Raw genomic sequence first — 13,210 nt, forward strand, 5'->3', positions numbered from 1 at the left:
GTAAAAAAGCCGCTGTTTCGCAGCGGCTTTGATTCAGGAATAAGTTAGTCCGCATTGGCAAGCTGATGTTCGCTCGCATCCGGCAATTTATACCGCCCTTCCCGGTAGAGTTTGCCCCCCAGCAAGGCATGCGCTAAAGCACGCTTAGATTCAAGTTCGCTCACCTCGGTGACGCTTAATTGTCTCGAATCAAAATCATACTGATAACCCATCGGGGCTTTGCCCGGCTGCAGCACCACCAGCTTGTCACGGGTCAGATAACCGAAGTTCTTATCAAACTGCATCATGGCCCGCTGGAACTCAGGCGCAAGCGGTTTGGTCAGGTCATGGCCAATCATCGGCGAAGTATTGTCCGCACCGATCAGTGACAACAGCGTCGGTGCCATATCAATATTACTGGCCAGACGGTCATCCTGACGCGGCTGAATGTCGCTGCCCAGAATCAGCGCCGGAATATGAAAACGATCGACGGGGACAGGCACGTTGCCTTCTGCACGGGCATCATGATCAGCGATCACAATGAAAACCGTATCTTTCCAGTAATCCGATTGCTTGGCTTTGGCAAAGAACTCACCCAAAGCTTTGTCTGAATATTTCACCGCATTATTTCGGGTATGTTCAGGTTGCTCATAGAGTTCAATCTCACCATCCGGGAACTCATAGGGTGAGTGGTTACTACTGGTAAAGACCAGGCTGAAAAAAGGCTGACCCGATTGATGCAGTTTGGTGAATTGCAGATCTGCCATGGTGTACAGATCCTGATCCGATGCACCCCAGGAGCCGACAAACTTCGGATTCACAAAGTCCGGCAGGTCAACAATTACCTCAAACCCATTACCGAGGAAGAAAGACTTCATGTTATCGAAGTGACTTTCACCACCATAAATGAACTGCGTATGGTAACCCTGTCGCGCCAGCAGATCTGCGATGGTATAAAAGCCGGTCTGGCTCTTACTCAGCTTCACCACCGCGCGGGAAGGTGTCGGCGTAAACCCGGTTGTCATCGCCTCAATCCCGCGCACTGAACGCGTGCCTGTAGCGTACACCTGGGTAAAGTTCCAGCCTTCCTGCATCAGCTGATCCAGATTTGGCGTCAGCGGTAAGCCACCCAGCCCACCGACAAAACGTGCACCAAGGCTTTCCTGCAGCAAAATGACCAGATTCTTCTTCCCGGAAAACGTCGGCGAAATCGTATTCAGCGTCGGAATCTCATCTGAAATAAACTCTGCCTCACGACCTGAAGCCTGGCGCACCGTCTGAATAATTTCTTCCAGCGGCATCTGACCATAAAATTCTTCGGCATTTTTTTCTGATGCCATATTCTTGGCTGCAAAAATCACCGAATATGCGGAGTTCAGCGTGAGATCATTGAGCAGCGGATCGGTTGAAAACGCCACCATCGCCGGGTTCAGCGGCCGGTGCTGAAACGTTGAGCGCGCGCCCATCACACCCAGAGCAACAACTGCCAATGCCAGAACCGGCCGCCAGTACCACTTCGGTGCCGTCAGATCACGCACCGCATAGCCGCTCAGTTTCCAACCCAGTACCAGCGTCAGCAATGTTCCCAGCAATCCCAGCGCAAGTTCAGCTTTGTAGCCGACCCAAAGCATACTGAACACTTCTTTCGGGTAAACAAGATATTCGATGAACAATCGGTTTGGACGCAGATTATATTCTGTAATAAAAGTCGGGGTCGCCAGTTCCATATACACCAGAACCCACAGCCCAGCGACAAGCCAGATTCTGAAAACAAATAACCAGCATCGGCCCAGAACGCCTGTGACCGGCATCAGCGCAAGAAGCAATGAGGGCAGAATCAGCAACCAGCACAGTGTTGAAATATCAATCCGGACGCCCTGAGCGAGGATCATCAACCAATCCTGCCAACCCGTAATATGATCGGCCTGCCAGATTGTCAGCAACAATCGGGACAGGCTCAGTAAACATAAAGCAAGAAGAGAAAACAGGATGACAGGAAACATCACCCCGGTGACACGTTTGAGCGTTTGCATGACACAACATCCGAATCAATGGCATCCGGATTTCGACGGATTACCAGAACAGCTTCAAGATGATCGCCAGCCAGATCCCGCCTGTCAGCATCAGAGCAACGAAAACGGCTGCAGACCCGATGTCTTTCGCCCGTCCGCTCAGCTCATGAAATTCGTTACCAATCCGGTCAACGACTGCTTCAATGGCAGAATTCAGCAATTCAACAATCACCACCAGGAACAGACTGGCTATAAGCAAAATATGCTCTACAAAGCTCACGGGCAGAAAAAATGAAACCGCCGTTAGCACGACGAGTAAGACAATTTCCTGACGAATGGCGGCCTCGTGTTGCCAAGCAGCTTTCAGACCTTGCATTGAATAGCCGGCGGCTTTCACGATGCGTACCACCCCAGTGTTACCAGGCTTCATAATGTTCCTTTTCATCTAAAGTCGGACAAATTAGTAAATTTTTGCTGTGAGGAAAGCAATTTCTCGCTTAGATTTGAGTTTGCTCCAATCCTGACGGTCATCATCTTGTCATAATGTGATTTTCTCTCAAACCCACCCGCCACAGTCAGTCCGGCTTCACCATTGCCGTACTCTGCCTGTGAATTCTTAAGATTCCCTGAAGAGACCATTTTTCTTGGACTTTCAATCATTCAGATGGGCAGCTGCTGACCTGTTTTCACCGTGCGGATCGCTAAATTCGTATGGATATCTTTCACCATAGTCAGCCGTTGCAGCTGTCGGATAAAAGATTCGTAATGCGGTAAATCTCTGGCGACAACCTCCAGTAAGTAGTCATGCGCCCCGGAAATGACATGCGCGCTGATCACTTCAGGCATTTCTGTCATCACCTGTTCAAAGGCATCGATGGGCTGATCTCTGTGATTGTTCAGGCTGACATTCACAAAAAAAGTCATCATCAGCCCCAGCTTTTGCCGATCAAGTGAGGCCTGATAACCGGCTATAATGCCATCATTTTCCAGCTTCTTAATACGTCGGGCGCACGGAGACACTGACAAACCGACTTTATCGGCAATCTCTGCCGTGCTCTGACGGGCATCGCGCTGAATTTCGACCAATATTTGTTTGTCTTTTTTATCCATCCTGCCTGCTTCCCTGTCCACCGCCCCGGTTTCATCAGAAACGTTTCAGGCGTGTATCAATCAAATGATGCATCTTTTGCGGAATTATTGGTAAAAATAACCAAGATGACAATGAATTGAAGTCATCTTTGCCAACATTTATCACGCTATTTTCCCGATACTTTTGCTATCTCATTTCAAGGACACTTCAGATGCAAAAGTCTGCCTCCACTCTGCTGACCGGATTGTCAGCCATGCTGGTCACCCTGTTGATCTGGTCAAGCTTCTTTCTGTCGTTACGCGCAGCCAGCCACTCCAGCCTGACCACCGCCGACATCGCTTTGCTGCGATTTGTGCCAGCCGCCCTGCTCTTCGGCTGGTGCTGCAGAAGCAGATTCCGCGCAATATTCGCAACGCCCAAACGTTATCTGGCCCTGATTGCCTGGGGAGCAGGGTTACCTTACTTTCTGATTGCCGGATGGGGATTGCAGGCAGTCCCGGTCGCAGACGGCGCGTCTTTGATTCCGGGCATCTTGCCGCTTTTCGTTTCGGGGATTGCGGCGTTTTGCTATCGGGAATCGATCTCTGCTGCCCGCCGGTTGGGGTTGTGCCTGATCGCGGTTGGCGTTGCCTGCTTTGTGTATAAGTCGCTGATCAACGGCCAGCCAAACCTGTTGAAAGGGTACAGTATTCTGCTGTTTGCCAGCCTGAGCTGGGCCTGGTACACCATCGCGATGCGGGTTTCCGGATTAACGGCGATGGAAGGTGCTGCGGTGATTGCAATCTCAGGCTGTCTATTGTTGGGTCTCGGTGCCTTGAGCGGCACGATCACCTTCAACCTGACATCGGCTGGTTCTCAGGAGATTCTGTATCATTTTCTGGTCCAGGGAATCGGAGTCGGAATGGTGTCCAGCCTGTGCTATGCCATGGCAATTTCCAGGCTGGGTGCAGAAGTCAGCGCAGCGTTGGGCGCATTCACCCCCGTTCTGGCTGCTGCTCTGGCTTTCCCCTTCTTTTCTGAGCCCCTGAGCAGTCAGACTTTACTGGCGATGGCCTTTGTCGTTTGCGGCGCGATCACAGCCAGCGAAGTCTTGCCGCTCCGGTTGAACAAATCACTGAAAAAAGCCTTCCGGTAGGCACCGATTCAGGCCATCCCCATCAGTCGCTTGTAGGTCTCAACCGACTGATGGTAAAAATCTCGTTCGTCATCGTCGGCGATATTTTCCGCTTCTTTCAGAAATATCTCAGGGCCGGCCTTGCCGTTTTTCAGTTGCCAGACGGCATAGGCGGCCTGCTTATCCAGCTCGACACGGTTCTTTTCGGAATCAGACAATAAAGACAGGTTATGCATGCTTCGCTCATCTCTGGGATCACTCGGGCGACATAGTAACGAATTCGTCGTGAAAGTGAAGCCCGAGGTCCGGACGCAGCACCATCAGAACCCGATGTGATTCGAGACAATCCAGGTAAACACCACCACAACCACGGTAATCAGTGCAACACTGAGTACAGGATTTAATGTCCGCTGGCTGGGGTAGCGAATGGCATCGATCACCGACGGTTCATCAGACTGTCCGGCCGGACCTTGAGCCTGTTTCAATTGCACCAGTCCCTCTTCAATACAGTCATCCTCGCCATCAATCACTTGTGCATCCAGCCATCGCTGGCGATCGACTAAGCGATCCGCCGGAACACTTCTGGGGGGCCAAATTGACCGGTCCGGGGCTCAATCACGCTGATCACCATCAGCTGTTTCGACGCTCCCCAGACCCAGCAAGGCAGATAGCTACCCTGAATATCGACCCGACACGGGTAGGGATAGTTTTCATCACTGAGCAGTTGAACAACCGGCAGCTCCGTTTGCGGCAATGCAAGGAAAGCCTGCTCCAGCCAAGGCTGAATTGCATGGCGAAAGGTATTTTGACGCAGGGGCAAAAGTCGCGACAGTCCGCGCAAAATATAAGCCCGGAAATCAGTGCGTATCGCTTGTTCCTGACAGAAGTCCTCAACGGCCCGTGTTTCCCGCAGCGCAAGAAACACAGCCCGGCAGGTTTTCTGATAATGTTCAAAATTCGTCATATACGCCTCCGCAGCAAAGCCCCACTATTTGATGATTGTAACCAAGATGTGCCAGGCCGTTGTTGATCTCGCTGCGGTTGACAGTCAACGCTGTTCGTCAGGTCGCCTCAAAGACCAAATCCGACACTCAGCAAGATCGCATTGTTATCGACGTCGCCCATATCGCGGTATTCATAGCCAAGCGTCACATCCAGCAACGGAATAATACCCAATACAAACCCCGCACCACCGGCGAATCCCCAACCATCATCTTTGAATGTCGTCCCGGCAAATTTACGATCCACGTCGTAATAGTTTCCACCCGCTCTGGCATAAATACTGCCAATCAGTAACGGAATATCAGCCTGAAGTGTCAACGGAATGGTCGTGTAATCAATGTCATTTTTTGCCGCAGATAAATCTGAATCCACTTCTGCACTGCCGATTGCCAGCCCTGCATTGGCACTCAAAATAGACGTCAGCTGGTAATTTAAATTCACGCCATATTCATAGCCGTAGTCTGAATTTCCATCATACTCAAGCCGGGATGCACCGGCATGGACACCAGCAGATAACCCCAGAATTTCAGCACTGGCAGGTAAACTCAGCATCGTGAGTGCCACTGACATCATTACTTTTTTCATGGTTACGATCCTTCGAAGAAAAAATTATCACAAACTAAAGCCATCTATTCCGTATAAAGCTTTAGTCCAAAACCACGCAATCGCCAACTAATTCACCGAAAAAACAAACAGATACTTCTGTTTTTTTCATCCCGGTCACATTCAGACCCCCCCAGCAAATGAAAACGATTACATCACGTTCTGTTTCTACCATGGCATTTTTTTCATTGATCCACGTTCTCAAATGCTGAAATTTTGTATAAAAATGCAATAAACCTATGATTTGATACTTTTTTGGCATGGATACAAACCTTGTTGAATAAGCAGCGTTCTGATGAAAAAGCAAACGATTCACCTCAAGCTTTCAACACATTTGGTAAGTTAATCTGGAATATCATCCAAACAATCAATAAAATGTGATCAATTTCAAAAGTTCTCTGAGGGGTCTTCCCTAGACTGGCCCTCTGATTCAGCGACAGCCTTTTGGCTTTTTCGTTTCTGCCACCGCTGCGTTGATTTTTTTCAGATGAGAAGTGCCACAGAGTACGACACAGAGGGTAAAACACATGAGCGAAATTCTGCTTGCAACAGTCGCAGGATTAATTGTTGGCCTGTTCTTCAGCGCCGTGAAACTGCCACTGCCTGCACCACCGGTACTGCCGGGGATTATGGGTATTGTTGGTGTGTACCTCGGTGGCATTGCCTATCAGGCCGTGGTTGAACGTTTCTTTTCATAATTTTTTCAAATAACTTGTCAGGAGTCCGCTATGGCAACCCCGCATATCAATGCTGAATTTGGTGATTTCGCAGAAACTGTCCTGATGCCAGGTGATCCGCTGCGCGCGAAACTGATCGCCGAAACTTACCTGGAAGACGTCAAAGAAGTGTGTAATGTCCGGAATATGTTCGGTTACACCGGCACCTACAAAGGCCAGAAGCTCTCTGTCATGGGTCATGGTATGGGCATCCCGTCCTGCTCCATTTATGTGCATGAGCTGATCAAAGATTTCGGCGTCAAAAACATCATCCGTATCGGTAGCTGCGGTACGGTCAGCGATGACATCAAACTGATGGATATCGTGATTGCCATGGGCGCGTCAACCGATTCTAAAGTGAACCGTATCCGCTTCAACAACCACGATTTTGCGGCGATTGCAGATTATCACCTGCTGGAAACCGCTGTGAATGAAGCTCGTGAGCAAAATGTGCCCGTTCGTGTCGGTAACGTTTTCTCTGCAGACCTGTTCTACAGCCCTGAAGCTGATCTGTTCGACAAAATGAACAAGCTGAACATTCTGGGTGTGGATATGGAAGCTGCCGGTATTTACGGCGTTGCAGCTGAACTGGGTGCGAAAGCACTGACCATGCTGACAGTTTCTGACCACATTACCCGTGGCGAGCACTTGAGCTCTGAAGATCGTCAGAAGTCTTTCCATGCCATGATGCAGGTTGCACTGGAAACAGCCATCAAAATCTGATGCGTTGATTTCGAAGGAATTAGTCAGTTCAAACCTCAGACGAACATGCCGCAGCTCAACATTCTGTAATATGTGGCGTCTTACACAATTTGAAGCGGGTTAAACCGGGCGGCAATCGTGAAGTCTGACCGTTTGAGCGTACTAATGGGTGCTGGATCATCATAAGCAGTTATGATTCGGCACCTTTTTTCGATCAGGTTCTGAGATCGCTTCACCTGATACGTGAACCGGTTCTGAAGGAGAAGCAGCATGATGATCAGCCAAACAGACGTTGCAACACTACCACCAGCCAGTGGCGCATGGCAGTTTAATCACTGCAAAACGGTGCATTGCCGAAATTTTGGCTCCCGGAATCCGGACGATTACATCATCCAGCTCACGAACCCGAACCGACCTTCCTTTATTTGCAGAGAATGTGGCGCATTCCCGCCGCTGATCAACAACCACAGCGTCATTGCTGAATGGCGATACCTCAAACTTCAGCACAGTTGCGGGCTCCCGGCCTGTAACAATCTCAACTGCGAAAATCTTGGGCTTGCCGTCCTGACACACCGCCACCTGTATCATGCATTTGGTTACAGCGGTGACCGCCAGCGCTATCGTTGCAAGGCCTGCCAGACGACCTTTGTGGATCGCTGGTCGGGTTTTAATCCCAAACATCTGGTTCAGCAAAAACTCCTGGCACTCTTGTTCACCGGTCATCCCATCCGGGATATTTGCCGTCGCCTGAGCATGAACCCGAAAACGTTTTACGATCAGCTCAATCACATTGCCAGCCGTTGTCGCCGACAATTATCTGTTTTTGATGCCCGCTTGCTGCAACACAGACCCCAGCTGGCGCTGGCATGCACCCTGAGCCCGCTTCAACCCAATGCCGACAATGGCGTGAGTTGGCTGGCCAGTTGTGAAGCCCATTCCGGCTACGTGCTCAGCCAGCACATCAATTATCATCCAGAAGAAGCTGGCAACGCAGTCGCTATTCATGACCCGTTCAATCCGGATGCACGCTTTATGGCCAAACCAATCCGCGCAACGGTGTCCGTTCAGCCGCCCCCACCGCAAGGATTGCTGGCACAGGTGGATGCAAAATACCGGGAAGTTCTGTCCAGGCCTCACCTGGAAGATCCGATCAGTGCCAAAGGGCTGAACCATTTTCCCGCGAAAGGAAAGCTGATCCGGCCACAATATGCCGCTTATGCGCACTTCCTTCAATTGAATGAACTGATCAGTGAAGACACACAATTGATGCTTTTTATGCCGCAGGAACCCCTGTTGCGTTCAGCCTGCCTGTCCGTTTTTTACGACAGAATTCAGGCAGAAACCATTGAGCCCATTTATGTTGAGGAAGATCCGGCCTGGCCGACAGATCAGGCTGCCGGGCGGATTGATATTGTCCTGCTGGGCTGGTGGCGGGATCGCTGGGCCTTTACCCGCAACGATCAGGTCAGCAAAGGCATCTGTCATCTGCGGGGAGAGCGCGACAATGAAGCCAGATGGCTCCAGATAGCGTCTCACCGTGCGGTTGATGACTATCAGCAACGTTTTTATCAGCAATTTTCTCAGTTGGTTGATGAGCCAAGACGCAAAGCCAGACCCGGCGGATTAATTCCGTTGCTGGATATTTATCGCGCCTGGCATAACCTCTGCCGGCAAGACCGAAATGGTATGACCCCGGCACAGCAACTGGGCCTGATGCGCTCACCACTCACGCTGGAGCAGTTACTTTCCTGATCCGAAGCGCCATCATCTGTATTCTGGTTCCCGTCTGCTGCCTGAAACTACAGCAGACCACTCAAAATACAAATGAAATGGCAGCGGAAGGCTTCATCACGTGCTAACTCTTTTGGCATAGTCTGTGTTTGTAAGTATGCTTTTATCGAATGAACAGAATACTGAGGTCTAGTGGTGATAAGGATTGTCCCCAACCGAATCAAGCCAATATTACTGGTCAGCATGCTGAGTGTGGGCATACTGCCAGCCTATATTTACGGCTGGATTAGCGGCGAAAAACTAAACGACGTCGCATTGGACCGAATTGCCAACGGCATTAACGCGCGCAATAACATCTCTGCCCAAAGTCTGGATCAGACTTATGCGCTGCGACTGAAAAACCTGGACCTGCTCAGTCATTCTCCGATTTTTTCCCGTCCACCTGAGCAAATCAGTCAATTTTTCCGAAATTTCGGGATCACGGACACTTCTTTTTCTGCCATGCATCAGATCCGAAAAAAAGACGGCCAGTTTTATCTTGGTGCCAGCTCCACGCAAGGGCTTTCCATTGATGAAATTGATGCCCCGGATTTAGCACTGATTGAAACCGCGTTAAATCAGGCTCAAAACGACCACTACATCTCTCACCCCAAAGTCAAAGGAGAAGTGGCCACAGCCTATCTTGCCCGAAAGATTCGCAACCAACCGGATGGCTACCTGCTGATTGAATACAGAATGGATGACATCAAACAGCAATTGGCACAGTTGGGCCAGGAAGTCAGCAGAACCGATAATGTTTACCTGACCGACATTGACGGTAATCTGCTACTGAGCAGTAATGATTCACCCGCAGCACTCACTGAGTTTCAGCAATTCTTTCAGGCAAATCTGGTGGCTGGTTCTGGTGAAATGGCCTCTTTCATGCCCTTTGTCGCTGGGCTGACTTACTACCAGGATAATTCGGATCAGGCCATGATTGCCGCAGTGGTTCCCTCGCAAACCAAAGATGCAGAAGGCATGCCTGTCTGGTCATTGATCACTGTCACCTCTCAGGACAGTGCCATCAGTGTGATCGATGAGCTCCATCATTTCTTCATGCTGGCGCTTGCCATGATCAGCCTGTTTATCCTGTTGCTTGCCATCACCCTGACCAAACGCATTACCGATCCCATTGCTAAACTGACACGTTTTGCATCTCAATTCCGACTGGGCAATTATCAGCGCAGTGAAAGTTTTCAGGGCCCTATGAATTTCAGGTGCTGCACGATGCGTTGAATCAGGGCATTGACAAGATTTCGGCGGATACCCGCCGGCTCAATCAGACCCTCGAAAAAGCCAAAGCTGCCGATAAAGCCAAGTCGGCTTTTCTGGCCAATCTGTCTCATGAAATCCGAACGCCCATGAATGGCATGCTGGGCCTGTCTCAGCTTCTTCTGAAAACCGACCTGACCCAAGAGCAGCGACAGCACTTACTTACCCTGCTGGATTCCGGAAAGCATATGATGGCGCTTCTGAATGATATTCTGGATTTCTCTAAAATCGAGCAAGGCAAGCTCAAGCTGGATAAAACTCATTTTTGCTTTACCGATTTAGTCGGCGCGATTGAGAGTACATATTACTCACTGGCGAAAGAAAAAGGCCTGACCTTCAATATTGATTGCGGTTTTGTTCAGGAAACCTGGTTTTATGCAGACAAATCCCGCATCCGGCAGATCCTGTTTAACCTGATCAGCAATGCCATTAAATTCACCGATCAGGGCAGCGTCAGAGTCCGGATGTCTTTATCGCATTTACCCGGTGGTGAAAAACAGCAATTAACCATTGTGACCGATGATACCGGCATCGGGATTGCCCCGGAACGTGTGGCCCACATATTTGACCCTTTTGCTCAGGCAGAAGCCTCCACCAGCCGACGCTATGGCGGCACTGGTTTGGGACTGAGTATCGTGCGTCAGCTCGCTCAACTGATGGACGGGGACGTCGTTTTGACCAGTGAACCGGATCAGGGCACCGTCGTCACCGTCACACTCTGCCTTGAGCAAGGTGTGCCGCAAGAAGAGCTGATTGAGAACATTGAGGTCGATCGACAAGCGTTTGCGGGGTTACATGTACTTGTGGTCGAAGATAATCACCTGAATGTGCTGATTATGGAAAGCTTCCTCAAACAATGGGGATTCCTGACATATACAGCCGAAAACGGTCTGGATGCGCTGGACATGATTCAGCATCAATCCTTTGATCTGGTGCTGATGGACAACCACATGCCCGTCATGGATGGCCTTGAATCCACCCGTCGCATCCGCGCTTTGCCGGAGCCCTACCGCATCGTCCCGATTTTTGCCTGTACCGCTGATGCGTTCGAAGAAACACAGAAGAACATGATGAATGCTGGCGTTGACTGTGTAATCACTAAGCCGCTGGATGAAAGAAAGCTGCTGGATGCGCTGCAACGCTTCCGTCATCGCATTGATTATATGGCCTCGCTGCGTCACCGTGCACTCAACCAAAACATCCCGCAGAGTCAGGATTCTATCCTGAGCGATGCCATACTTCAGCCTCCGGAGCAGACAAAAACAGCCACGGAGCAAACAACCTCAGCGCCTGTACCTCAGTACAAAGAAATGGACATGGATGAACTGATGGAAATTCTGGATCATGACCCGGACATGATTGCACATTTCCTCACCATATTCGCTGATGATCACCATGATTATGATCATCAACTCCGTCTGGCACTTGCCCAGGGCGATATTGAACAGGGTATTTTACTCAGCCATACTCTGAAAGGGGCTTCCGCCAGCTTGTGCGCACACACGCTGACTCAGGCGGCCAGTGTAGTAGAAAAACGTCTTAAGAGCGGCGAAATGCCCACAGAATCGGAGCTTTCCCGCCTGTCGGACGATTTACACCGTTTTTGTACTGAGATCAGAGAACATCAATTCGTTGAACAATAAGCATCCATCAAGAGCGCCATGACAATACCATTCGTCTCGTGCTCTCCCCGACCGGGCTACTCTCACGTCGTTCATATACACACCCAACCAATCATATGTTCACATCAGTAACGACTGCTCAAAGGCTCAAATCCAATCCGATTTTTTGCAGGCTTATTTTTATCTTAATCAGTGCCAAACCCTGGCTTTGCGATTGACTTTTAGCCTGAAAAATTCAATTATCGGGACATCAATTGCTCTACAGCCATCCATATGTTCATACCTGTTGGATCAGGTGCGAACGGATCCTGACAAGAGCAGTCAACTGGCTAAACTTAAAGCTTGCATTAATTCAGCAAAGGTCGAGAGATATGAGCACGAAACTTGAACAACTGCGCGCCCTGACGACTGTTGTTGCCGACACCGGCGACATCGAAGCAATTAAGAAATATCAACCGCAAGACGCGACCACCAACCCGTCCCTGATTCTGAAAGCTGCTGAAATCGAACAGTATGCGCCGCTCATCGACGATGCCATTGCGTATGCCAAAGCACAGAGCAACGACAAAGCACAACAAATCGAAGACGCGGGCGACAAGCTGGCTGTGAACATCGGGAAAGAAATCCTGAACGTGGTGCCTGGCCGTATCTCCACTGAAGTTGACGCACGCCTGTCTTACGACACGCAAGCCAGTGTTGCAAAAGCTCGCAAGCTGATCAAAATGTACAACGATGCTGGCATCAGCAACGACCGTATCCTGATTAAACTGGCATCGACCTGGGAAGGGATCCGCGCAGCAGAAGTGCTGGAAAAAGAAGGCATCAACTGTAACCTGACCCTGCTGTTCTCATTCGCTCAGGCGCGTGCCTGTGCTGAAGCCGGTGTGTTCCTGATTTCTCCGTTCGTTGGCCGCATCATGGACTGGTACAAAGCGAAAGAAGGCCGTGACTTCGAAGCCTCTGAAGATCCGGGCGTGATTTCTGTCACCAAGATCTACAACTACTACAAAGCACTGGGCTACAACACCGTGGTCATGGGCGCAAGCTTCCGTAACACGGGTGAAATCCTGGAGCTGGCTGGCTGTGACCGCCTGACCATCAGCCCGCAGCTGCTGCAAGAGCTCTCTGAAGCACAAGGCGACGTCGTTCAGAAGCTGTCTGCTGACGTGGCTTCTGAAGAACGCCCGGCACCGATGACTCACGCTGAGTTCCTGTGGGATCACAATCAGGACCCAATGGCAATTGAGAAGCTGGCGGAAGGGATCCGTAACTTCGCCATCGACCAGGGTAAACTGGAAACCATGATCGAAGCGCGTCTGTAATCCCGC

General features: G+C 50.3%; 15 protein-coding genes. 7 read left to right on the top strand and 8 right to left on the bottom strand.

Annotated elements, in window-relative coordinates; genetic code table 11:
* Positions 1-44: 44 nt before the first annotated feature.
* The 3 genes from KDD30_RS22800 to KDD30_RS22810 all read right to left on the bottom strand — a co-directional run bounded on the left by KDD30_RS22800 (position 45) and on the right by KDD30_RS22810 (position 3,101).
* A complete protein-coding gene (locus KDD30_RS22800) occupies positions 45-2,012 on the bottom strand; it encodes an LTA synthase family protein (protein ID WP_211650855.1) in 1,968 nt (655 codons plus the stop codon).
* Positions 2,013-2,052: 40 nt separating this feature from the next.
* Positions 2,053-2,421 (bottom strand): diacylglycerol kinase, encoded by a 369-nt coding sequence (locus KDD30_RS22805; protein ID WP_211650856.1) that lies wholly within the window; start codon positions 2,419-2,421, stop codon positions 2,053-2,055.
* Between the two features lie 230 nt (positions 2,422-2,651).
* The gene (locus tag KDD30_RS22810; RefSeq protein ID WP_211650857.1) at positions 2,652-3,101 is read right to left on the bottom strand and encodes an Lrp/AsnC family transcriptional regulator; all 450 of its coding nucleotides are present in this window, start codon (positions 3,099-3,101) and stop codon (positions 2,652-2,654) included.
* A gap of 191 nt (positions 3,102-3,292) precedes the next feature.
* Between KDD30_RS22810 and KDD30_RS22815 the strand changes: the two genes are divergently transcribed.
* Positions 3,293-4,216 carry a DMT family transporter gene (locus tag KDD30_RS22815; RefSeq protein WP_211650858.1) on the top strand — a complete coding sequence of 308 codons (924 nt, stop codon included), beginning with the start codon at positions 3,293-3,295 and terminating at the stop codon, positions 4,214-4,216.
* Positions 4,217-4,224: 8 nt separating this feature from the next.
* Here the strand turns inward: KDD30_RS22815 and KDD30_RS22820 are convergent, their stop codons facing one another.
* From KDD30_RS22820 to KDD30_RS22840, 5 genes are all read right to left on the bottom strand, one after another.
* Positions 4,225-4,431 (bottom strand): DUF3283 family protein, encoded by a 207-nt coding sequence (locus KDD30_RS22820; protein ID WP_211650859.1) that lies wholly within the window; start codon positions 4,429-4,431, stop codon positions 4,225-4,227.
* Positions 4,432-4,515: 84 nt separating this feature from the next.
* Complete coding sequence (locus KDD30_RS22825; protein ID WP_211650860.1) at positions 4,516-4,725, bottom strand: hypothetical protein; 210 nt, start codon at positions 4,723-4,725, stop codon at positions 4,516-4,518.
* A 29-nt stretch (positions 4,726-4,754) separates the two neighbouring features.
* The gene (locus KDD30_RS22830; protein ID WP_211650861.1) at positions 4,755-5,159 is read right to left on the bottom strand and encodes a hypothetical protein; all 405 of its coding nucleotides are present in this window, start codon (positions 5,157-5,159) and stop codon (positions 4,755-4,757) included.
* A gap of 107 nt (positions 5,160-5,266) precedes the next feature.
* Positions 5,267-5,782, bottom strand: coding sequence for an outer membrane beta-barrel protein (locus tag KDD30_RS22835; RefSeq protein ID WP_211650862.1), 516 nt, complete (start codon positions 5,780-5,782; stop codon positions 5,267-5,269).
* A gap of 61 nt (positions 5,783-5,843) precedes the next feature.
* A complete protein-coding gene (locus tag KDD30_RS22840; RefSeq protein ID WP_211650863.1) occupies positions 5,844-6,062 on the bottom strand; it encodes a hypothetical protein in 219 nt (72 codons plus the stop codon).
* 265 nt (positions 6,063-6,327) lie between these two features.
* Between KDD30_RS22840 and KDD30_RS22845 the strand changes: the two genes are divergently transcribed.
* From KDD30_RS22845 to tal, 6 genes are all read left to right on the top strand, one after another.
* The gene (locus KDD30_RS22845; protein ID WP_211650864.1) at positions 6,328-6,498 is read left to right on the top strand and encodes a XapX domain-containing protein; all 171 of its coding nucleotides are present in this window, start codon (positions 6,328-6,330) and stop codon (positions 6,496-6,498) included.
* A 30-nt stretch (positions 6,499-6,528) separates the two neighbouring features.
* Positions 6,529-7,239 (top strand): purine-nucleoside phosphorylase, encoded by a 711-nt coding sequence (gene deoD, locus KDD30_RS22850; protein WP_211650865.1) that lies wholly within the window; start codon positions 6,529-6,531, stop codon positions 7,237-7,239.
* 249 nt (positions 7,240-7,488) lie between these two features.
* On the top strand, positions 7,489-8,970 hold the full coding sequence (locus KDD30_RS22855) for a lactate dehydrogenase (protein ID WP_249199372.1): 1,482 nt from the start codon (positions 7,489-7,491) through the stop codon (positions 8,968-8,970).
* 174 nt (positions 8,971-9,144) lie between these two features.
* Complete coding sequence (locus KDD30_RS24690) at positions 9,145-10,224, top strand: hypothetical protein (RefSeq protein WP_249199373.1); 1,080 nt, start codon at positions 9,145-9,147, stop codon at positions 10,222-10,224.
* The gene (locus KDD30_RS24695) at positions 10,206-11,903 is read left to right on the top strand and encodes an ATP-binding protein (protein WP_249199374.1); all 1,698 of its coding nucleotides are present in this window, start codon (positions 10,206-10,208) and stop codon (positions 11,901-11,903) included. Before KDD30_RS24690 ends, KDD30_RS24695 begins: the two co-directional genes overlap by 19 nt.
* A 350-nt stretch (positions 11,904-12,253) precedes the next feature.
* Positions 12,254-13,204 (top strand): transaldolase, encoded by a 951-nt coding sequence (gene tal, locus KDD30_RS22865; protein WP_211650866.1) that lies wholly within the window; start codon positions 12,254-12,256, stop codon positions 13,202-13,204.
* Positions 13,205-13,210 lie beyond the last annotated feature (6 nt).

The organism is Photobacterium sp. GJ3 (assembly GCF_018199995.1).
Taxonomy (GTDB): Bacteria; Pseudomonadota; Gammaproteobacteria; order Enterobacterales; family Vibrionaceae; genus Photobacterium.